The sequence below is a fragment of the Dysgonomonas termitidis genome (genome assembly GCF_042654545.1).
Lineage (GTDB): Bacteria > Bacteroidota > Bacteroidia > Bacteroidales > Dysgonomonadaceae > Dysgonomonas > Dysgonomonas termitidis.
The window spans coordinates 31,775-56,152 of the sequence record NZ_JBHSGN010000063.1; the positions used below are offsets into that span (position 1 = coordinate 31,775).

The 24,378-nt window shown below is 40.8% G+C and carries 15 protein-coding genes; all 15 read left to right on the top strand.

Annotated features, from left to right (window positions below; genetic code table 11):
• Positions 1-62 precede the first annotated feature (62 nt).
• The 15 genes from ACFO6W_RS08665 to ACFO6W_RS08735 all read left to right on the top strand — a co-directional run bounded on the left by ACFO6W_RS08665 (position 63) and on the right by ACFO6W_RS08735 (position 23,795).
• Positions 63-563, top strand: a complete 501-nt coding sequence (locus tag ACFO6W_RS08665; RefSeq protein ID WP_379995363.1) for a hypothetical protein — start codon at positions 63-65, stop codon at positions 561-563.
• A 91-nt stretch (positions 564-654) separates the two neighbouring features.
• A complete protein-coding gene (locus tag ACFO6W_RS08670; RefSeq protein ID WP_379995365.1) occupies positions 655-2,043 on the top strand; it encodes a fimbrial protein in 1,389 nt (462 codons plus the stop codon).
• A gap of 21 nt (positions 2,044-2,064) precedes the next feature.
• Complete coding sequence (locus ACFO6W_RS08675) at positions 2,065-3,090, top strand: FimB/Mfa2 family fimbrial subunit (protein ID WP_379995367.1); 1,026 nt, start codon at positions 2,065-2,067, stop codon at positions 3,088-3,090.
• 159 nt (positions 3,091-3,249) lie between these two features.
• Complete coding sequence (locus tag ACFO6W_RS08680) at positions 3,250-3,705, top strand: hypothetical protein (RefSeq protein ID WP_379995369.1); 456 nt, start codon at positions 3,250-3,252, stop codon at positions 3,703-3,705.
• 14 nt (positions 3,706-3,719) lie between these two features.
• Positions 3,720-9,467 carry a PKD-like domain-containing protein gene (locus ACFO6W_RS08685; RefSeq protein WP_379995372.1) on the top strand — a complete coding sequence of 1,916 codons (5,748 nt, stop codon included), beginning with the start codon at positions 3,720-3,722 and terminating at the stop codon, positions 9,465-9,467.
• Positions 9,468-9,521: 54 nt separating this feature from the next.
• Positions 9,522-9,887, top strand: a complete 366-nt coding sequence (locus ACFO6W_RS08690) for a hypothetical protein (protein WP_379995374.1) — start codon at positions 9,522-9,524, stop codon at positions 9,885-9,887.
• 81 nt (positions 9,888-9,968) lie between these two features.
• A complete protein-coding gene (locus ACFO6W_RS08695) occupies positions 9,969-10,391 on the top strand; it encodes a bactofilin family protein (RefSeq protein WP_379995376.1) in 423 nt (140 codons plus the stop codon).
• A gap of 604 nt (positions 10,392-10,995) precedes the next feature.
• Complete coding sequence (locus tag ACFO6W_RS08700) at positions 10,996-11,589, top strand: RNA polymerase sigma-70 factor (protein WP_379995378.1); 594 nt, start codon at positions 10,996-10,998, stop codon at positions 11,587-11,589.
• Between the two features lie 106 nt (positions 11,590-11,695).
• Positions 11,696-12,700 (top strand): FecR family protein, encoded by a 1,005-nt coding sequence (locus tag ACFO6W_RS08705; protein WP_379995380.1) that lies wholly within the window; start codon positions 11,696-11,698, stop codon positions 12,698-12,700.
• Positions 12,701-12,815: 115 nt separating this feature from the next.
• The gene (locus ACFO6W_RS08710) at positions 12,816-16,184 is read left to right on the top strand and encodes a TonB-dependent receptor (protein WP_379995383.1); all 3,369 of its coding nucleotides are present in this window, start codon (positions 12,816-12,818) and stop codon (positions 16,182-16,184) included.
• A gap of 33 nt (positions 16,185-16,217) precedes the next feature.
• Positions 16,218-17,729 (top strand): RagB/SusD family nutrient uptake outer membrane protein, encoded by a 1,512-nt coding sequence (locus ACFO6W_RS08715; RefSeq protein ID WP_379995385.1) that lies wholly within the window; start codon positions 16,218-16,220, stop codon positions 17,727-17,729.
• Between the two features lie 28 nt (positions 17,730-17,757).
• Positions 17,758-18,033, top strand: a complete 276-nt coding sequence (locus ACFO6W_RS08720; RefSeq protein ID WP_291113726.1) for a LysO family transporter — start codon at positions 17,758-17,760, stop codon at positions 18,031-18,033.
• Positions 18,034-18,035: 2 nt separating this feature from the next.
• On the top strand, positions 18,036-18,638 hold the full coding sequence (locus ACFO6W_RS08725; protein WP_379995388.1) for a LysO family transporter: 603 nt from the start codon (positions 18,036-18,038) through the stop codon (positions 18,636-18,638).
• A 99-nt stretch (positions 18,639-18,737) separates the two neighbouring features.
• Positions 18,738-21,860 carry a beta-galactosidase, LacZ type gene (gene lacZ, locus ACFO6W_RS08730; RefSeq protein ID WP_379995391.1) on the top strand — a complete coding sequence of 1,041 codons (3,123 nt, stop codon included), beginning with the start codon at positions 18,738-18,740 and terminating at the stop codon, positions 21,858-21,860.
• Positions 21,861-21,869: 9 nt separating this feature from the next.
• Positions 21,870-23,795 carry an MGH1-like glycoside hydrolase domain-containing protein gene (locus ACFO6W_RS08735; protein WP_379995393.1) on the top strand — a complete coding sequence of 642 codons (1,926 nt, stop codon included), beginning with the start codon at positions 21,870-21,872 and terminating at the stop codon, positions 23,793-23,795.
• Positions 23,796-24,378 lie beyond the last annotated feature (583 nt).

A 24,378-nucleotide genomic window follows, 5' to 3' on the forward strand; every position in this document is an offset into this window, starting at 1 on the left:
CATCTGTTTTGTTTTATTTGCTGACCCTGTTTTTGAGTTACTAAATTAAAGAATGAGAAAATATGGAATATTTAAACGTCCCTTCTATTCTGTCTTTTAGGCATTCTGCAATAAAAGAATTTAAGGTATATACCGGTTCCCGCAAAGGAGCTGTGGAGTTAAATTCATCCGAATTTGACCCGATGGCCATTTGGGAGCAATATATTGTACGAAAAGAAAATATTTGTCAGGAATTAATGATGGCGTTTATTGATGAAACGACATTGGCTTTCTTTCCCGAAAAATATACTTATACCTACAGATTCGAAAACGGGGTTTTGCAAATATACAACACCATGCATAATAGCTGGGATAACTTTGCATATGGCAATAGGAGTAAACTGGTGATAAAACAAGGACTTACCTGTATAGGGAATGAATTGACTTTTTTACAGCACAGGGTAAAGAATACGGATGAAACTTGTTTTGGTGCATTAAACTATGCAGGTTTAAATTCTTTGTCCTATATGAAAGATAAAAAAGCAACTATAGCCTGGTGTAACGTACATTATACCTTTCAATAACATCCCTAAGATAATAATGTTATTGATTCTCACAAACAATAAAGATATAGAGGACAAGACTATACAATTTTAAGGATAAATGGTACAAGCAATGAAAAAAAAGAAAATAAAAGAACATATAAATATGGCCGTTATACTTCTGGGGATAATGGGATTTGTATGTTCCTGTTCTGGAGATAGCGTCTTTATTGATGAGGGCGGAAATACAGATACTGAAAAGAAAATTTTTCTTTCCATGGCTCTGAATTCAGATGTGGATATGAATGAAAAATCGGTAGGGAATATTGATGATCCCGGTTTCGAAAGCCAGATTTACAGGCTCGATGTCCTAATATTCAAATCGGCAGGAGAATATGAAGCGGGAAAAGTTGACGGTCATGATTCTGTTCCGCGCACTATAATTAACGGGAATGAGTATAAAGCTATAGATGAAATAAAAGGAATCAGGCTTACAGCCGGAAAGCGCGATATATATGTTATCGCAAACGCTCCGGACGGATGCTTTGCATCTGTTCAGAATCTTACTCAGTTTCTACAAAAATATGAAAATTTGTCTACTCAGGGCTTGTTCCCGCATCCGGGTCCGGTAGCTCCTGATCCTGATGATAACCCTCCAATCGGAGGAATCAATCCGTCAGATCTGAAAACAAATTTAACCATGTGCCATTACGAGGAAAATGTGGAATTTGTAAATACTAAAGAACAACATTATCTGGGATATACATCAAATAACGGCCGTCCAGGAGATGTGGCTTCCGATCACGGACATGCATTGTTCGGTGCTAGTCCGTTCCTGTTGGAGCGGTTAGTGGCAAGGGTCGCGATTCAAAAGATTGCATTTGATTTGGATGCTAATATGGAATTTGAACAGGGTCATCCGACGGGTAATTATACATATCATATCGATTCGGTATTTATGATGAACGTAAAAACAGCATCGTGGTTTCCTGCCGAATCCGGAAACGTGCTGTCCGGAAAATTTGGGCATGGATGTAATACAGGATATCAGTTCCTGAACAGTCCGGCATTAGTAAGCAATCTTAACCCGGCAAGTCAATTGACAAACTATTTAACAGAGCCAATCTTCACACAAAAATATGATATAACATCTGACGTAACAGCAAATGATACCCCTTTATGGTATTATGTTTTCGAAAACGATGAGAGTACTCTTTATCCCACCTATTTTGTAATAGGGGTAAGGTACAACTTTGAGAGTACAAAAGATGCAGGGGTTATTAAAACCGTTAAGTGTTATTATCCGGTAATAGTGAATGCTCCGGCACCGGGGAAAACAACACATGATTACATAAAACGTAATTACCAGTATGGCATCAAGGCTACAATAAAGGGTCTGGGGACTGTATATGGAAATAACGCCGCCCTTTTAAAAAGTGCACAGAGCCCGGATACGGCGATTGAGATAGATGAAACAATAGGTAAGAATCTCTTTCCTTGGGTGGGAAATACTTATCAGTAAGAAAAAAGAAAGATTATGAGAATGAAAACTATTATATACGCATCTTCACATCATTTTGTTTTCTTTTTGAAAACATGCATGACTTTATTCTTCTTAACCTTCATAGTATTGGCTTTTATGCTTTTTCTACAAGGTTGTACAGGTGAAGATGTAATGCGAATGAATCAGAGGCAAGATGACGGAGAATCTAATCTGTCGATGCAAACGAAATCCTTACCTGTTGAATTAATAAATAATTCGCATTTGTATGTGTTTGATGAGGACCGGAAATTTGTCAAAGAACAATTTAATGTTAATAAAGCAGGGGATAAACTTTCTACTACGATGCCGGTTGGAGAATGGAATCTGGTACTCTTCAGTTGCGATACTGATATTTCAGGCCAATTAAATCTTCCGTACGGAGGCGATATCGATACTTCTCCGATGTGGGAGACTAAATTGATAGCTCCTGCGAATCAGTTTCTCTCTCAGACCCCGGCCGAATTAAGTTATGCACCTATTTTCAATACAGAAATCCAGCAAGGCGTAACAACTTATAAGAATGCTTCCCTAAACAGGAATGTGGCTAAAATACAGGTTATATTAGAAGAATATACAGGCTTTGGCAATATAGTGGCAGGAACGAATCCTTTTGCTTTTGTAGAATTACTTGACGCGCCAACAACTTTGGCATGGAGCGGGAAGTATCTTCCTACCAGAGATGCTCCATACAAGTCAGATAAGCCAATAAGGGAATATTTTAATTTTAATAATGAGCTAAAAGCAGATACTGTCGATTTTATTGTACCGGCGCACAGAGGTGATGATGCATTCGATGCTACACATAGCGATACTACACATCACAAATTGCGTTTGCGCGCAAGTATGCCGTTAAATAATGCCAGTTATTATGGAAAAACTCCTATCGTAATACCTTTTGTACCTAAGATTAACCGTATTGTTCAGGTAGTGCTGAAATTCAGAGGTGAACCTGATACCGATCTCGATGTGAAGGTGACGGTGAAAGACTGGGAGACGTCCATAGACCAGGATATAATATTCGAATAGCGAATAATGATGTAGCCCAAAGTGGGTTATCGAAGTTTTGTAAAGTTTGTGTTAAGGTGAATCCTGTGAGTCGGGAGATTCGCAGGATTCTTTTAAAGTACCTTGGCCATTGATGTATAAAACTAATTATAGATTATGACAATAGAAAATAAGATTGATATGAAAAGAATAAACACAATAATGATAATGATACTTCTGGTATGTTTTGCCGGAAGTATAAAAGCACAAAGTATAAGATGGGCAGATACAAACGAAGAATATGCCCGTAAAATCGGAGATAATTTATACGAACCCGTTCCGGCGGGGGTGGTTTCATACAAGGTTGAAAACAATAAGTTCTTTTTACTTGCAAACGGAGAGTTGGAAGGACAAAAAGGACATTTATCCCGCAAAGGTGATATAGCATATTACTTTAACGGTGAAGATCAGATGGTTGGTTATTACAAATCTAAGGATAAGGTGCAAAGATATACTATTGTAGAGCCTGGTTCCGGAAAAGAGGATGAATGTGCAGTTTTATATGAAGGCACGCTTTATCTATTCGGGAAAGTTAAATATAAAGTAGATGACTCTTTCTCTCCTGATGTATTAGGCTTTTTTCTCTTTGTACACTAAATAATTAAATCGAAATGTATAAATATCAATATATTAAATATTTAATTCTTTTACTTATTTATATAGGTATAGGAGGTGAGATACAGGGACAGATTGCCCAGACTATAAATCCCACCGGAGGCGCAAGCTCATCATTTAATGATGGGTTGAAAATTGTTGTCAATACAACCGGTAGCTTGGCGGTATACAGAGCGAATCTGGCACAATACTGTTGTAGCCATAATTACCCGAGTGGTAGCACCGGTGGGGTAGCATTAACATTTAGGTCTAGTAGGGTTAATGGTAGTACAACAGAATATAATTCTTCAGCGAATCAATGGACGGCGTGTTCAACTACAGCAGCAGTCCAGACTGGGAATGTATGGACAACCAGTATTTCCGGTTATTTTATATCACGATTGAGCCAGAAGAAGTTTTATGTGACTATGAATTTTAAGTACACTCATCCTGATAAATACTTTTTAGTTGATTATTATGTGAGAGCTCCGCATGATTTGGCTATACCGGAAACGGTGCATATATATTTGGACCATGATGCGAACATTAAAGGGTCCGATGGTTCCCGTGGATATATGGTTACTAATACAACAGGGCATTATGTCGGTAATTATCGGACAGCTTCGGATAACTCCAGTACTTGTGCCCGATATAGTTCAGGCGTAAGCCCGTCTGCTCACGGATTTAAAACTATAGGTGGTTTTAGAAGTTATTATAGTGGGGCGTATAGCAGTCGTAATGGCCTGAATGCTCAATTACAATTGAGCAATACTGTGCAGACAGTCAGTTGTATAGATGATGGTGTTGCCGTCGAATTTACTATTGGTCCATTATCGGCGGGCCAGATTGGAGCAAAGCAGGTGATGCACGCTTATGGGGATAATCAAACTGAATTTAATAATATAGCAATGGCAGATCCTACCCCTCCGTCAGGTTTGTCTTCTCCGGTTACGGTTAATTTTTCATCTGCTACATTTAGCGAGGATGAGGGAAACAATACGCATGTAGCTACTACTGCAAAAATAATAGTAGGTGGAGGTCGGCTGGCTCAGGATCAGGTATGTAACTTTACTGTTTCGGGAGGTACGGCAACAGCTAATACAGATTATTCATATGTGAAAGGATTTATTATTCCCGCAGGTGATTATACAACAGCAAAAACGCTTACATTAAACAACATATCGATTATTGGTAATACTACTTGCCAAAATAACAGGACATTCAATATTTCAATTGATACTGAAGCATGTAATGATCTTATTCAGCCCGGTACAATAAAAAATGCTGTTTTTACAATTATAGACGACGATACGCCTACTGTAAATCAGCCGGCAAGTCAAATATATTGTAGTGGAGCTTCAGTTCCGGCAAATACATTTGTGTTTTCGGGAAGTACATTACCTAATACTACTTATAGTTGGACAAGTAATACGAATATCGGTTTTGGAACCAGTGGATCGGGGAACATACCTGCTTTCACAACTACGAGTAATAATACAAATGCACCTATTGTAGCCACCATTACAGTCACTCCTAAACAAGGAACATGTAGTGGTACCCCGGTGACTTTTACTATCACGGTCAATCCTATAGCCAAGGTAAATACCATTACCGATCAGACAGTGTGTAACGGAACATCAATGTCTGCAATAACTTTCGGTACACCGACTACTCCTGCTAACTTGGTAACTTACAGTTGGACAAACAATAATACGGCTATCGGTCTTGCGGCCAGTGGGTCAGGTGCGAGCTTACCGGCCTTTACCGCAACCAATAGCAGTAATGCTCCGGTGACAGCCAGTATCACGGTTACTCCTAAATACAATAATAGTTGTACAGGCGCTTCGATGACTTTCAGTATCACGGTCAATCCTACGGCGAAGGTTAATACCATTGCTAATCAGACAGTGTGTAACGGTACATCAATGCCAGCAATAACCTTTGGTACACCGACCACACCAGCTAATTTGGTGACTTACAGCTGGACGAACGACCAGCCCGGCATCGGTATCGCAGCCGCAGGCACAACTTCCAGCATTCCGGCCTTTACCGCAACCAATAACAGTAATTCCCCGGTGACAGCCAGTATCACGGTTACTCCTAAATACAATAATAGTTGTACAGGTGCTCCGATGACTTTCAGTGTCACGGTCAATCCTACGGCAAAGGTTAATACCATTGCTAATCAGACAGTGTGTAACGGCACATCAATGCCAGCAATAACTTTCGGTACACCGACCACACCTGCTAACTTGGTGACTTACAGCTGGACGAACGACCAGCCCGGCATCGGTATCGCAGCCGCAGGCACAACTTCCAGCATTCCGGCCTTTACCGCAATCAATAACAGTAATTCCCCAGTGACAGCCAGTATTACGGTTACTCCTAAATACAATAATAGTTGTACAGGTGCTCCGATGACTTTCAGTATCACGGTCAATCCTACGGCGAAGGTTAATACCATTGCTAATCAGACAGTGTGTAACGGTACATCAATGCCAGCAATAACCTTTGGTACACCGACCACACCAGCTAACTTGGTGACTTACAGCTGGACGAACGACCAGCCCGGCATCGGCATTGCAGCCGCAGGCACAACTTCCAGCATTCCGGCCTTTACCGCAACCAATAACAGTAATTCCCCGGTGACGGCTACTATTACGGTTACTCCGGAATATGATAACAGTTGTACAGGCGCTCCGATGACTTTCAGTATCACGGTCAACCCTATAGCCAAGGTAAATACCATTACCGATCAGACAGTGTGTAACGGAACATCAATGCCAGCAATAACCTTCGGTACACCGACTACTCCTGCTAACTTGGTAACTTACAGCTGGACAAACAATAATATGGCTATCGGTCTTGCGGCCAGTGGGTCAGGTGCGAGCTTACCGGCCTTTACCGCAACCAATAACAGTAATTCCCCGGTGACAGCCAGTATCACGGTTACTCCGGAATATGATAATAGTTGTATAGGTGTTCCGATGACTTTCAATATCACGGTCAATCCTACGGCGAAGGTTAATACCATTGCTAATCAGACAGTGTGTAACGGTACATCAATGCCAGCAATAGCCTTTGGTACACCGACCACACCGGCTAACTTGGTGACTTACAGTTGGACGAACGACCAGCCGGGCATCGGCATTGCAGCCGCAGGCACAACTTCCAGCATTCCGGCCTTTACCGCAACCAATAACGGGACAGCTCCTGTGACGGCTACTATTACGGTTACTCCGGAATATGATAACAGTTGTATTGGTACACCGGTGACTTTCAGAATTACGGTAAACCCTACCCCTATGGTAAATACCATTGCCGACAGGACAGTGTGTAATGGAAATTCAATACCTGCAATAACTTTCGGTACACCGACCACACCAGCTAATTTGGTGACTTACAGCTGGACGAACGACCAGCCCGGCATCGGTATCGCAGCCGCAGGCACAACTTCCAGCATTCCGGCCTTTACCGCCACCAATAACGGGACAGCCCCTGTGACGGCTACTATTACGGTTACTCCGGAATATGATAACAGTTGCACAGGACCAACAATGACTTTCAGGATTACGGTAAATGCTCCTGTTATAGCAGGAACTATAAAGGGTAATCCGTTCGTCTGTGGAAATCAGAATCCGTTGGAAATAAAAGAAATTACAGCGGCTTCGGGTGGAAGTAATTCTTTCACATACCAGTGGAAGTCCAGTATAGACGGTGTGATATGGACAGATATATCAGGAGCGAACAGTACCTCCTATACACCGGGGCACCTCTCTGTAGATACGCATTTCAAAAGAATAACTATCGATGGGTTCTGTGGACAGCAGTTTGAAAGTAACGTCTTTACAATAAAGGTCATGGCTCAGCCAACAGCGCTTTACTGGAAATCAACGGCAGGGGACAGCAACTGGAACAATCCGGACAACTGGGTGGATAAAGAAGGCAATCAGTTGGGAATGGTGCCATTGGCATGTACGGACGTACAGATAACAGGAGGTTCTGCAAATTATCCTTCCCTGGATTTAAGCAGTACGCCTGTGGATATATATGGGATTCCGCAATGTAGGAATATTACTTTCCAGTATGGTGCGGAAGTTGCGTTCCAGCATAAGTTAACTTATGAAAAAGCATTTGTTCAATACAATTGGGGATATTATAGCAATACAAGCGGTTTGGCGGATGGTACTCAGCCCGACCAGAACGGATCGGGCGATCCATGTCTGGTAAAAGAGCGGGATGTGTGGTATGCATTAGCGGCTCCATTGAAGAATATGGCATCGGGAGACTTTTCGTTTGGCGGTTTCCCTGTAACATGGCAGGGCGGTTTTAATATACAAGACCCTGTGACAGGTGAATCTGTGGGAGTAGAAGCCGGAGATTTCGGTAAGGCATATGCAAGAAACGATATCAATTTGACAGAAACGAATAATGCAGTTGCGATAAAAGTTCCTTCGTTCAAGAATCAGGTAGGTCTTGATAATCACTGCCATATGGATGCGCTTAAGGGTATCTTGGAATTCCCGTACTTTGAAAATAGTACACAAAGTCCATATCATCCGGCCCATACTTATGATAAGTTTACCGGAGAAAGTAAGTTCTTCTATTTCGATACCAAAACGCTTCAATTAATATATTCGCCTGTGGGACGAATGAAACGTGGGGCGGAGTCTTATCGCTTCGTATACGAAACTTCTTCGAATGGAGTAACGAATATCAATGTCGGTGGAAATAGCGTACCGGGATATGCTCAACAAGTGACGAAGCATATAGCTTCATCGCAGAGAATTATGATTGGGAATCCGTTTATGTCATCTATCAATTCAAAGCGTTTCCTTGATGCGAATAATATAAGCACTCCAAAAATATTGGCTAGTGATGGATACTATGTATTTAACAGTACGACCCAGACATGGGAACACCTTCCTTTCTCAGCCACAAACAATATCAAACCTCAACAGGCATTTATTGTAACATTGGCGGATGGCGTGAGCAATACAGAATTGTTATACCCATTTGAAGGAGCATTTGCTTTAACCGGACCTACTTTCAGAGGACGTTCTCTGGTGGTACCTGAAGGGAACTCTTTATATCTGAAGACGAGCGACAGCAATGATAAGGCCGGTGATTATGCCATATTGAATGCATCTCAATCGGATGAAAATCTGAATAACGTAAGGAAAATGATTTACACCGAAGGGCATGTTGTGCCTGAAACATTCTTTATAACGCCTAATGGTAAAGATTATAATCTTGTTCAGGCATTAGAGGACGATGTTCATGAAATAGGTATAGGCGTAAAATGCTCCGATATTCAAAAACAGCTGAAATTCACGTTTGATAATGTAAGTGAATTTTATTCAGCCTATGGTTTCCGCCCTGTATTAGTAGATAAATTTATGGCGATAGAGCAAGATCTGACAGATAATTCCACATATCACTTCCATCAGCGTAAAACAACTGCAGAAAACAGATATATAGATGCAGACCGGTTTGTGTTGCGTTTGGCTTCTTCAGGCGACATTATTGGAGATGCAAGTGATGATATCCGTATAATTTACCAAAATCATGTATTGGATGTAAAATCGAGTCGGGTAATAAAAAGCGTTCTTGTATATGACTTATATGGAAGATTGATACACTCGGGTAAGCAGATTAATTCAACTGTTTATACCAAACCTCTGTCGTTAGCCCAGGGCTTGTATATTGTAAAAGTGCAGACTGAAGATGGTAAAACAAAAGTGGAAAAAATAATGGCTTTGTAAATAATAATCTATAAAATAAGTGAGCAGCTCATGGATAACATGCAACAAATATTAATGAAAGAAAGTAAAAACTGTTCTGATAATAACCAGATATATCTGTACAAAATTGATGATTATTGGTTTGCATACGAATATTCTGCATTTTATCTATATTCAATTTGTTGTGTCGATGCAGTTTTTAAATATACAGTGCCTGAAAATAAGAAAACAATATTGATATCCGTCTTAAAGAATGGGTATGAGAAAGCCGGTAACCCTCAACTGAGAGTTGTCGAAAGAACCGAGCATCAGATGGTCCTCAATTGCGGGATCAAATGTAAGGGCTTTCAGCAATGGAAAGACGGATGGATAACTTTGTTTAAAGACCGGTATTTTGTTCAGATTATTCAGGAGTTTTATCGCTCATTATGCAAGTTGTAAACCGGAGGATTGAACGATGATTGTCTTCCGTGTCCCACTTATTTTGAATATTAGAAGTCTAAATAATGTAAAAGGTTGAATATGTTTAATAAGAAAAACAATATACAAGGTGTCGTATCAGCCGGATCTCTGGGTAATACACCCAGTGTCTTGTCTCAATCTACAATGTTCTCCGGAGAGATAAATTCTAAAGGAGATTTGAGGATTGACGGGAATGTCGAAGGCAATATTCGATGCGAAGGCAAAGTTATTATCGGGCCTGACGGCTGTGTAAAGGGTAATATAAAGAGTACCAGTATCGAACTGATGGGTAAGATTAATGGTGACGTTATCGCTTATGATATTGTAAGGCTAAAATCCTCATCCTATTTCAAAGGAGAGATAACAGCTGTAAATCTTGAAATAGAGGCAGGGGCTAATTTCTTTGGTACCTGTAAGATGGTAACAGATCAGGATACGGTTCAAGATAAGGCTTTTGTACCGGAAGTACTGGCTATAGAATAACCTGAAAATACTATTGAATTATCCAATATTTCGAATATATAGTTAAGAAATAACTAAAGCAATAACTTTTACATAGTACATGACAAAGATTATTCTTTAGCTTGTGCTCTTTGTTTAATCCTTTGTGCCCTTAGTGGTTGAATCTTTTTCATCACAGAGAGCACAAAGGGTTATATACAAGGAGCATTATTCTTTCAGATGACACCTGTTCCTACTTTCTCTACGGAATGTTAACAATAAGTATCTCAAAGGTCGTATTTATTTAATCTATATTCACGGTTGATGGTTAAGTCGTGATGTAAGTAACATAATATCAGGTGAATATATTTGGTAAGGCTTCCGTCTTTTCCGTGTTAAAAGCCGGCCCCTGGCTGATAACAAAATAGCAAAACTAATTATTTATCCGGACACTATATGGTTTAGTTTTCTAAATGGGAAAGGATTTCCATTGCAAGATGCAATAAGCCCAATATTAGATAAACATCTCTCTCAACTGTGCGAATTAATCTCTTTTGCGTAAGAGATAGGGAAAAATAACACAGTAAAAGAAAAGATATATCAATAAAATTCATAGATTCGTAAGTTCTCTTTTTTTACCGGACAAATGCAGAAAGAGTTTAGAAATACGGGAGTTACTATAGATGAATTTACATTGAAAGAGCTTTTTAATGTATATTCCGACAGCCTGTGTACCTTTCTTAACTATTATACTCACAATAAACAACTGATAGAAGATATCATACAGGATGTCTTTATCAGGCTTTGGGAGGAACGGGATACAATCAATATATTTTACATAAAAACATACCTCTACAATGCCGCCCGGAACAGGGTCTTAAATCTTCTTCGCGACGAACAAAACAGGTCTCTTTTGCTTGAAGGATGGGCCAGCCGTGAACTGGAAAAGCAAAAGGCGCGGGATTGTGTAAATATGGAAGAATTCAGCTCTGTATACCAGCAGGCTATTAATAGTTTACCTGAAAAATGCAGAGAGATATTCATCCTGAGCAGAGAACAGAATAAAACATATAAGGAGATTGCCGGAGAGAAGGACTTGTCTGTAAAAACAGTGGAGGCTCAAATGTCTATTGCAATAAAGAAAGTGAGGGAATATATACTTAAATATTATAATGGAAGAAATTTTTTACCTACAATAATAATTACGTTAGCTCTGCAATTTATGTCGTTATTTGATTGATAATTAGTATTATGGTAGTGTTCTTTTGATTGGATCAAAAAAAAATGAAAATAGTTTAAGGGTATTCGGATAGCTTACGTGTCTAATAATAAAACAAAGCAGAAATATGAATCATGCACATATTCCATATGATGAAATAGCCGGATATATCCGTCAGGAATTATCTGAACAGGAAAGGCATAAAATAGATATGTGGATTAATAGTTCTGCTGAAAACCGTAAATTATTCGAGCAATTATTAAATGAGTGGGAAAATATCTACGACAGTCCGGAACAGTCGGTTCGCGCAGACAAGGACAAAATATGGTCGGGTATATCTTCGCACATAAGGACATCGCTTCCAGTAAAATCATATACAAGGAAGTTACTTATCAAAGTTGCCGGTATTGCAGCTATGGTTGCGATTATCGTTGGTGTTGCAGCTACTGTTTTTGTGAAATCTACTATAGATTCGGCTTTTCTGTCCCAATCTGTCACAATCATAGAAACTATGCAGGGACAGAAAATGCAAATGACCCTTCCCGATGGCACAAAAGTATGGCTCAATTCCGGATCAAAGCTGACATATGCAGGAGACTTTAATCGTTCCGAACGTATTGTAAACCTTGAAGGAGAGGCTTTTTTTAATGTGACAAAAAATCAAACTAAAAAATTCAAGGTAAGAACATCGGATGTCGATATAGTAGTAAAGGGAACCTCCTTTGATGTATCGGCTTATAACGACGACCGCGAAATAAGTGTGTCCCTTTTGGAAGGAAAGGTGGTCATTACCGATAAAACGGGAAAATATATGACAGACCTTAATCCGGACGAACTGGTCATCATCTCGCGGCAAAACCTGAAGTACACCTTGTTTAAGGATGATGCAAATACTTATCGCTCATGGACACAGGATCAACTGATATTCTATAATGAGGATATATATGAAGTGACCAAGAAGTTGGAACGTTGGTATGGTATAAATATTAAACTGGTAAACCCTGATGAAAAACAGAAATATACATTCTCGGTAAAAACCGAATCTTTGCGCGAATTGCTCGAATTATTTAATAAGTTAACCCCAATCGATTATAAAATAAACGGAAAGGAGGTGACCATTATCAATAAGTGACCTTAGATATCAATACTATTGAAATAGATTAATTAACCTTTCTTTATGATTCCGGAATAGACATCAACTCTATTTCTTAATATATTAATTATTAACAATATAAATAAGTTTTGCTATGCAAAGAAAAACACTTTCACTTTGCGTTCTGTTCTTTATTTGCTTTTCACTTGCGGTTTTTCCGCAGAGCAAAGAAAAAATAGACCTTACCCTGAACAATGTAACCTTAAAGGAGTTTTTTTCTACGATAGAGAAAAAGCTGGGGTATTCATTCATGTATAGTAATGTCGATATAGATGACAGTAAACGTATATCTGTAGACGCAAAAAATGCAGACATAAATTCCCTGCTCATCAGTGCCCTCAAAAATCAGGCTATCAGTTACGAAATATCGTCAAATAAAATAATTCTTACTAAAGCCGGCAGTATAACACCTCTACAAACGCAGCCTCAGAAAAAGATAAGGGGAAATATTGTAGATGATCTTAATGAACCTGTAATTGGAGTAAGCGTTGTTATCAAAGGCACAACCAGAGGTACTACCACCGATGTGGACGGTAATTTCGATATCGATGCATCATCCGGCGAAACATTGCTCATATCATATGTAGGCTTCGAAAAACAAGAAATCAGAATCGGAAACCAGACTTCATTTGATATCCGGCTGAAAGAAGACAATAAAGTTCTCGATGAAGTTGTCGTTATCGGTTATGGTACATTAAAGAAAAGCGATTTGACAGGCTCGCTGGCGTCTGTCGATACAAAAGATATAACTACCAAGGCGACAAGTAATCCAGTAGAAGCATTACAAGGTGTGGTTGCCGGTGTAAATATACAGAAAAACAGCGGATTGGCCGGAGCCGGAGCTGCTGTGAAAATCAGAGGTGTCAATACATTCGGGAGCAATGAGCCTCTTTATGTTATCGACGGATTTCCCGGAGACATATCTACTGTTAATCCGAACGATATAGCATCGATGGAAATACTGAAAGATGCGGCTGCGGCTGCTATCTATGGCTCCGTAGCTGCCAATGGGGTAGTCATTGTGACGACCAAAAACGGTAAGCAGGGAAAAATTCAGGTAGATATAAATTCGTATGTCAGCATTACAGAAACAGCCAAAAGACTCAAAATGCTTGATGCAGACGGCTACCTTACTGTACACAAGCGAATGTATGATGAATATAACAAATATGCTTCCCAGCCTGTCAATCTTCCGGCTTACCTTACAAATCCGGGTACAAACAATACCAATTGGCAGGATGAAGTTTTCAGAACAGGTCTTTCCTCTACTCAGAGTATTGCGGTACGGGGCGGGCAGGGAGACACTCGTTACGCATTATCAGGTAATCTCACAGAGGAAAAAGGAATCGTTCTATCCAATAATCTTATGCAGCAGAATGCCAGAATGAAAATCAGCACCAAGAAAAATATATTCACCATTGATGGCAATCTGGCTTTTACCGGAAAGAAGCGGAAAACCCCGAATTTCAGCTTGAAGGAAGTGTACATGATTTCCCCTTTGGTGGCTGTATATGATGAGAATGAAAAAGACGGTTTTGCTCTTACAAACTGGGGCGATATTCCAAATAATGTGAATGTGATGGCAAACAATCACTATATCACAAGCTGGACAAAGAGTCAGGAGGTTGCCGGAAATATTGCGGTAGGAGTGGACATAATGAAAGGTTTGACCTTCAAAACCAGCTACTCATACAGGGGTAACAATACCCAATCATATTATCACAACCCGCCTTTTACTTCTGATATCAAAAATCCGTACGAATATGCATATTATGAGGAGAACAGAAGCTATTGGGACGAACAGGTGTTTGATAACCTGTTGAACTATAATGCCACCTTCAATAAGCATTCGGTTAATGCAATGCTGGGAACATCTCTCGATTTGCAGTCGTACAACTGGAACAGCGTCGGAGTTGAAGGTAAAAAGACAATTTACTCTATAGATAACGGGTCTATTATAACCAGTGAGTTACCAGAGGGTTTCCTTGATCCATTCTTTATGACTATAGGAGCTGGAAAAGGTGGTACATACAGTGCCGATGGCTCCAAATACAAATATAACCGTATGTCTTACTTCGGACGTGTGAATTATTCATTCGATAATCGTTATCTGTTGCAGTTTACATTCCGTCGCGACGGTTCATCCAAGTTCGGTAAAGACAGCCGTTTTGGTAACTTCCCGTCACTGGCTTTAGGATGGCGGATCACCGAGGAAGCATTCTTCCCCGAAAATACTCCGGTTTCGAACCTGAAACTGAGAGCGAGCTGGGGTAAACTGGGAAATGAAGTAGCTTTGGGATATTATGCCCATCAGGCGTTGATAACTACATATAACAGCCTCTATATGGGATATGTACAGGGCGATGGCAATAACCCCTGGCCCGGAAGTATAGCAATGGGACTTGAGAACAAAAAACTGCAATGGGAAACCACAGTATCGAAAAATATCGGACTGGATTATGGATTCCTGAACAATAAAATTACGGGTACAATAAATTATTTCAACAATACTACAGAGGATTTGCTGATAACCAAGAGACTTGCACCTTCTGCCGGATTGGAGAATCCGACACTCAATGTAGGAAAAATGCGTAATACCGGGTTGGAATTTGAATTTACTTATGCGGAGAGTTCAGGGGATTTTAAATATAATGTAGGATTTAATGTTTCCCTGCTGAAAAATAAAATGGTTGCACTGGCCGATGAAGATCAGATATTATTGGGAACCGGACTGAAATTTGGTACAGAGCACTTCCCGAACCAGACAAGGGTGGGGTATCCTATCGGAGCATTCTTCCTCTATAAAACGGACGGTATTTTCCAGACGGAAGCCGAAGTTAATGCTCACAGAAACGATAAGGGTGAATTGTTGCAGGAAAATGCAAAACCCGGTGATATCCGCTTTGCAGATACAAATGGCGACGGTGTAATTGATGATAACGACAAGGTATATTCCGGAACAGGTCTTCCGAAAGCAGAAATAAACCTGACTTTAGGGGCTTCATTCAAAGGTTTTGATTTCAGTGCTCTTATCGGTAGCGGATGGGGACACAAGTTATACAATGCCAACAGATATTTTTACGAAGGCATGAACTCCGGATCAAATTTCCTTGCATCCACTCTGGATTCATGGACACCGGAAAATACGAATAGCAACGTACCTCGCGCTGTCTTACAGGACCCTAATGGAAATACCCGTGAATCGGATCGTTTCCTTGAGTCCGGCGACTTTATCCGCCTGCGTCAGATACAGATAGGATATTCATTACCTAAGTCATTGCTTGCGAAGATGAAATCCGAAAATCTGAGGATATATATCAGTGGTGAAAACCTGCTAACATGGACTAAGTATAAAGGGATTGACCCTGAATTCGCACCTTCAGGTGTGTTGAATACAGGGGTAGACCGTTATATATTCCCTTTCACACGTTCATATGTACTGGGTATCCAATATACATTTTAAATGAGGCTTGTTGAATTTATAAATTTTATCGACATGAAAAAAAATCTATATATTATACTTTGTCTGATACTTACAGGACTTTTTGTATCGTCTTGCGATGACAGGCTTGATATGAACTCCCCCGACAAACTTACTTCGACTAATTTCTGGCGTAGCCAGACCGATGCGGAAGCAGGGCTCGCGGCTGTATATTCAAAACTGGAATGCGCGACTGAAACCTGGGAATTTGCTGAAGTAAAGTTCCCCGTAGAGGCTTATAGGGAGGACGTTTGTAATATCGGAAGTGACGCGCTTAATTATCCTACATGGGTAGAATTATTCAATTTCACATATACGAATGGCAACAGCCAGTTTTACACATATTGGGAGATCCATTATCAGGGAATATCTTATGCTAATCAGGTGCTGGAAAAAGTTCCTTCCATCAGCATGGATGAGACGTATAAAAATCAAATCCTGGCCGAAGCCCATTTCTTAAGAGGATATTACCACATGAAACTTTTGCTTAACTGGGAGAGAATAATTATCCGTAACGAATATATTACGAGTGAAGCGCAGATCAGCAAGCCATTGTCAGACAGGGCCGCCGCGTGGGACTTTATAATCGGTGAATTTGAAGCGGCTACAGGTTTGCCTCAGAAACAAACTCCTGAACGTACCGGACGTGCAACACAGGGAGCCGTTTATGCATACATGGGATATTCGCTCCTTACCCGGGCTTATGAAGAAACAGGCAGGAAATCCGAATATCTGGCTAAGGCTGAAGACGCCTTTAAAAAGGTGAAAGGCTATGAATTGGAAAAGAATTTCCTGTCTATGTTTAACGGGACAAATAAAAATTCCAAAGAATCTGTTTTTGAGTTGCAGTTCACAGAAAATACTGCTAATGGTGCGGCATACAGAACTGCATTGCACAAATGGATATCGACCGGGGAACTGGGAGGATGGGACGAAATATTCCCTAACCAGATACTTATCGATGAATATAAAAAAGAAGGAAAGACAGCCACGACAGGCCTGTACGATTCCCGGCTGTACCAAACCGTCTTCTTTAACGATTCATATTTCAATGATGTGACAGATAAGAAGGTGTACGGTTATACCTATAATGAATTATTCGGGGCCGCTTCACAAAAAGCCTGTTTCAGAAAATATCTTCCTGCGACTCTGGAAGACCTGAATAAATCGAGGACGGCGGTCAATTTGCCTCTGATGCGTTATGCAGATGTCTTGTTGCTCCTTGCCGAAAGCTTAAACGAACAGGGGAAGACACCGGAAGCTGTACCGCTTATCAATCAGGTAAGAGACAGGGCGGATATGCCGGGGATTCCTGCTGACTCGAATCAGGACTTTGTGAAGAAGCAGATTGAGCATGAACGTATACTGGAATTTGCTCTTGAAAACACACGTTTCTACGATATGCGCCGTTGGGGTAAGGTAAAGGAAGCCCTTACCGCTGTCGGTCGGACGGGTTTTTCTCCCGACAAAAATAATTTTTATCCCATACCTTTGTTGGAAATAAAATCGAACGACCAGATTAATTAATAAACTCTTTTCAATTCATTACTTAATAATGCTTACAGTCTTTGCTATTATGCTTGCCGGTATTGGTGCCGGATACTTTCTGCGCCGCATCCCGGATATAAAAATAATCGGGAAACTGATAACCTGTTTCATATTCCTGCTCCTTTTTTTTCTGGGGATATCGGTAGGACATAATGAAAAGATAGTAAACAATCTGACAACAATTGGCTTGCAGGCTCTCATCATCACGATGGGAGCCATTGCAGGCAGCATCTTGCTGGCATGGTTTGTCTATAAAAAATTCTTTGTAAAAGGAAAAGAATAAATATGAAAGGCAGTCTGATAATCCTTGCGTTTTTTATAGCCGGAGCCATTGCTTCATATATGGGCATATTGCCTCAGGTCGTTCTTGATAACGATTTAAGCGTGTATATCCTTTATGGCCTTATGTTTCTGGTTGGTATTAATATAGGATATGATAAGAAAGCATTATCCGCTCTCAAAAATAATAAGCTTAAGGTGATACTCGTACCAGCAGCTACACTGGTCGGCACTTTGGCAGGATGTGCAATCGTCGGTCTGTTTATTCCCCGCTGGAGCATTTTCGAATGTATGGCAGTAGGTTCGGGATTCGGGTATTACTCGTTATCCAGTATTTTTATTACTCAATATAAGGGGGCTGAATTAGGTACAATCGCTTTAGTCTCAAATATTATAAGGGAACTGTTTACGCTGCTCGCGGCACCGTTGCTTGTTACTTATTTCGGAAAACTGGCGCCTGTCTCATCCGGCGGAGCGACGACAATGGATACTACACTTCCCATTATTACCAAATATTCCGGGCCGGAATTTGTAATAATCGCCATATTCCATGGAATTACACTCGACCTTACCGTCCCGTTTCTTGTTACTTTCTTCTGCTATTTGTAAATAAGTAGAATAAGGATTTAATGACATGCTATTTCAGTTTAACTTCTTGTTGTATTTGAACTTAACAAAGTAATAAATAGGTCTGCGACCTAAATCATTATGAAAAAAATAAATCTTTTAATCGGACTGTTTCTGTTTTTACAATACAGTCTGGCTCAACAACAGCCCAAAGAGTGGGAAAATCCATTGGTCAATCAGGTCAACCGTTTGCCTATGCATGCTTTTTTCAGGCCGCATTCGACTAAAGAAGCTGCAATAAAACAACAGGCAAGCGACAGGGAATTATCCCTCGATGGCACATGGGATTTTCATTATGCAAAAAATCCGGCTTCGCGTCCGTCCGCTTTCTATCAAAAGGATTTCGATGTGAGGGAATGGAGTAAAATTGCGGTTCCCGGAAGTTGGGAACTACAAGGCTTCGATTCGCCTATCTATACCGATGTGGCTTATCCGTTCCCTGCAAACCCTCCTTATGTTCCGCACGATTACAATCCGGTAGGTTCGTACAAACGCACATTTACACTCCCTGCGCATTGGAAAGGAATGGATATAATCCTGCACTTTGGAGGGGTTGAATCCGCTTTTTATTGCTGGATAAACGGACATTATGTAGGATATAGTGAGGATAGCCGGCTCCCGGCCGAATTCCTTGTCAATGATTACCTGCAGGCCGGAACTAACGACATCGCAGTAGAAGTGTACAGATACAGCGACGGGTCTTATCTCGAAGGGCAGGATTACTGGCGGTATAGCGGTATAGAACGCAGCGTATCTCTTCTTGCCCGTCCTAAAGTAAGAATTCAGGACTTTGAATTGAAGGCCGATTTAGTCAATGGCTATAAAGACGGCCTGTTCAGACTCAATATAGAGATGGATAAGAATACTTCTTTTACCAATTCTTCGCTACAAATAGAAGTTGCTGAAAACGGAAAAATCATTTATTCTTCAACTAAAAAATTGTCGGATATAATGGGTAGCACAATCAGCATGGAGAATACATTTGTGGCAGTGAAACCTTGGAGTGCAGAAGCGCCTGACCTCTATACCCTGACTGTTTCCACATTGGACAAAGGAGGAAAAGTTTCAGAAGCTTTTTCCCATCGTTTCGGATTCCGTACGGTGGAAATGAAGAACGGACTCTTTATGGTAAATGGCGTACCTGTTACGATTAAGGGGGTTAACCGTCATGAGTTCGAGCCGAAAACAGGCCGTACCATCACCGAGAGCAGCATGATAGAAGATATCAGGCTGATGAAGCAATTCAATATCAATGCCGTGCGTTGTAGCCATTATCCGAATATAGAACGCTGGTACGAACTATGCGATGAATATGGCTTGTATCTTGTAGATGAGGCTAATATAGAATCTCATGGAATGGAAGCAACGGAAGCCCGTACGCTGGCAAACTTTCCGGACTGGATTGTACCGTTTCAGGAACGGGTGGAACGAATGGCGCTTCGCGACCGTAATTATACCAGTGTAGTTACATGGTCTCTGGGAAATGAATCCGGATACGGAGAACATTTCGAAACGGTATATCATTGGCTGAAAAAGTTCGATGCTTCGCGTCCTGTACAATACGAAGGTGCGCGTAAGACAGGCCTTTCGGATATTTATTGTCCGATGTATGCACGCATCTGGCAATTGAGAGAGCATGTCAATCAACGCCAGAGCCGCCCGTTGATTCTCTGCGAATATGCACATGCGATGGGGAACAGTGTCGGTAATCTGAAGGATTACTGGGATCTTATAGATGAGCACGACCAGTTGCAAGGCGGATTTATATGGGACTGGGTAGACCAGACTTTCCCTATCAAAGACCAGGCCGGTAATGATATCTGGGGATATGGAGGAGATATGGGATTCGTCGGCATTCCCAATGATTCCAACTTCTGTGCCAATGGGTTGGTATTGGCGGACAGGAAGCTTCGTCCGCATATATGGGAAGTGAAAAAAGTATATCAGCCTGTACGTTTCGAATCTGTTTCGTTTACGAATAATGTAGTCCGTATTACCAATAAATTCGATTTTATAAATCTGGATGACTTTGATTTCGAATGGCAGGTGAAAGCAGACGGAGAAATTATAGCCCGGAAAAATTTTGATGTACAAGGATTAAATGCGCATCAATCGAGAAATATTACACTCGATATTCCTGATTTTGCCGTCAGGAATAACACCGAATATTTTCTGCATCTTAATGCTTATTACAGGGGTAGCCATCCATTTATACCTGAAGGACACTTACAGGCATATGAACAGTTTCCTTTGCTTGCCGGCAGTAAAGATATTGTAAAGAACAGCATACAGGGTAATACCCAATCAGCTGAATATGCCAACCGTATTGTTGTGTCGGGTAATGCTTTCGAAGTCTCATTCTCAAAGGAAAACGGACAATTGTATTCACTCAGGAGAAATGGGAAAGAACTGCTGCAAACGGGCATTACTCCGAATTTCTGGCGACCGCTGACCGATAATGACGTAGCTAACGGACTGGGTACACGTTGCCTGACATGGAAGGAAGCGACCGGGGAAATGACATTAGAAAATCTGACAAGTGAGAAGTCCGGTAATAACACGCTCATAAAGGTTGCCTATAATCTGGAAAAACAAAATTGTAAGATTGGCATCAGTTATATGATTTGCCCGGATGGTACTATCGAAACGGATTATAAACTGACAACAGGAGATATCGCTTTGCCCGAAATACCGAAAGTAGGCTTATATATGGTATTACAAGGTGAATATGACCAAATGACATGGTTTGGCCGCGGACCTCATGAAAATTATTGGGACAGGAAAACATCAGCTATGGTCGATTTGTATAAAAGTGATGTTTGGAGCCAGTTCCACCCGTACATACGTCCGCAGGAAACTGCAAATAAATCCGATGTCCGGTGGTTTAGCCTGCAAAATGCAACGGGAGACGGGCTATTGATAAAAGGTAAACAGCCTCTGAGCATAAGTGCATGGAATTTTCCGATGAAAGACCTGATGTATATACCTTTCGATGTAGAGCGCAAGCATGGCGGCAGTGTAAGAAAGCAGGATATGGTATGGCTGAATATAGACTATATGCAGATGGGTGTGGGCGGAGATAATACTTGGGGAGCCCAGACTCACCCTGAATATACGATTACTCCGGAAGATATGTCGTACGGATTCACTATTATTCCGGTAGATAAAGACACAAACCTTGTAGAGACCGGTAAACAATATTAAAAGAGCGAAATGAATAGATCAAAGATATTTATACTTCTGGCTGTTATTACGGGAATGCTTTTACATTCCTGTAAGGCCGGAGACAAAGCAGAACTTCAGAGAGAAGATTTGACCCTCAATTTTCCCAATTTGCTTAATGTAGTTCATACCCCACAGGGAAAAGTCAGGCAGGGGCAGGGCTATTTTACCGATTGCGGTTCGTGGATGGGCTTTTCAATACCCGGTAAAGAAGCAGGTTTCAGTGGATTTTGCGGCCCTGTCGATTTAGACCATCGTAAGTGGATCAGTAATTCCATTTGTGAAGTTTCGGTTCTAGATGGAAAGGGTACGCCTGTTGCATTAAAGCAAGATACGGCAATTTATTATCCGGGCAAATTGACTCTGAACCTGTCGGGCGATGCGCGAAGCATCCGGCAGGAACTGGTTTTCGTAACAGCCAATCATGCTCTATTGAAATGTAAATCGGATAATGAAGTTTATTTTGTGACAGAGGGATGTCTGAATGACAGCCTGATATGGAATAAAGAATCACACGGGATTACGGCATCTTTAAGAACCGGGGAAATAGTAATGATTAGTTTTCCTGAAGATATTTTATTGGAACTATCGGCAGACCGCTATATTGCTACATCGAAAGATATCGGAAAGCAATTCGATATTGTAATTTCTTATTTCAATACAAAAGAGGATTTCTTAAAAAAGAACGGGGAAATAGTTGATATTTTGACCAATTCCGAAGCTAAAGCCAAAGAACGCAATATATGCTGGAATCATTATATTAGGCAGAATCTCCGTCAGGATATGCCGGATAAGAATAACCGGATAATGGTAAAAAGCATCATGACGCTTATGAGTAACTGGCGCAGTCCCAAAGGGGCATTGCTGCACGCGGGCATTGTACCTTCGCATGCGATGAACTACTTTGTCGGATTCTGGGCATGGGATTCATGGAAGCATGCTGTTGCCCTGTCGTATCTTGATCCGGTTCTCGCAAAAGACCAGATACGGACGATGTTCGATTATCAGGATGATGCCGGAATGATTGCAGATTGTATCTATACCGATCCTGCCGGGAATAATTACCGTGATACGAAGCCTCCTTTGGCTGCCTGGGCTGTCAATGCAGTATTCCAGGCCGATAAGGACACTTCTTTTGTGGCTGAAATGTACCCGAAACTCCTCAGGTATCATCAGTGGTGGTATAAATACAGGGATCACGACCGGAACGGTATCTGTGAATATGGAGCTACCGATGGAACTTTGGAAGCTGCCAAATGGGAGAGCGGCATGGATAACGCCATACGTTTCGATGACGCAAAAATGGTGAAAAACGGTGAGAAAGCATGGAGTATGGATCAGGAATCCGTCGACCTGAATGCTTATCTGCAATACGAATATTCACTGTTGAAAGAGTTTGCTGCAATTTTGAATACTCCTTTTAACGAGCCGGACAGGAAAGACCTTATTCAGGATTATTTCTTCGATAAAGAGACAGGGTACTTTTTTGATAAGAAGCTGAATAAATCGTTCATAAAAGTATTCGGTCCCGAAGGGTGGACTCCGTTATGGACAGGGCTGGCAACTAAAGAGCAGGCAGATGAAACAGTTAAAATCATGTTCGATGCGGAAAAGTTCTCTACATATATTCCTTTTCCGACTGCTGCCGCAGATAATCCTGAATTTGCACCGAGGGGATACTGGCGGGGACCTATATGGATCGACCAGATTTATTTTGCCATATCCGGCATACGGAAGTATGGATATACAAAAGAGGCAGATATGTATACACAGCAGGTTTTCGATCGGCTGCAAGGCCTGGAAGACGATGCGCCGATACATGAGAACTATGATGTGTATACTGGAGAACGGCTAAAAGCCTCGCATTTCAGCTGGTCGGCCGCACACCTGTTTTTACTATATAAGGAATATAATTAAATTATCGGTCAGGACTCTGAATCTATTTAATCCTCAGGTATATAAGGAAGTATTTTTCCATATACTTGAGGATTGTCATTTCTCTGGGTCGCTTAAAGTTATTTTGGAGTATTGATTTTCTTCAAAAGGTAAAAGATATATCAATAAACAACTCGTAACTTGTAACTGTTAAAAAGTAACACCTTTTTAGCTATTAGCTGATAGCCGTTAGCCAATAGCTTATGTACAAAACTTGACAAACTTGACACATTTTCTACTATTTTCTATCTGTCATTTTTTTCCCTCCCTGCAAATCCCCCGAGGGGAAACAACGTTCGACAGAGTCAATTAGGGGCTTGTTCATTCTTTCAAAGAACTATAAACCAATAGCCAACAGCTAATGGCGTACTATATAGATAAAATATTTGTAAAAAAATAATTTATTATATTCAAGGTAACTTTTATCGCTGTATTTTATGTCATGTACTATGTGGTGTATGCAATCAAAAATTGCTTGTGTTCCAGGCCAGAATAGCGTTAATAATTGCTGCAGCCACGATGGACTGTAAATGGTATCGTGTAACTAAAACGTTGTTGCATAGGA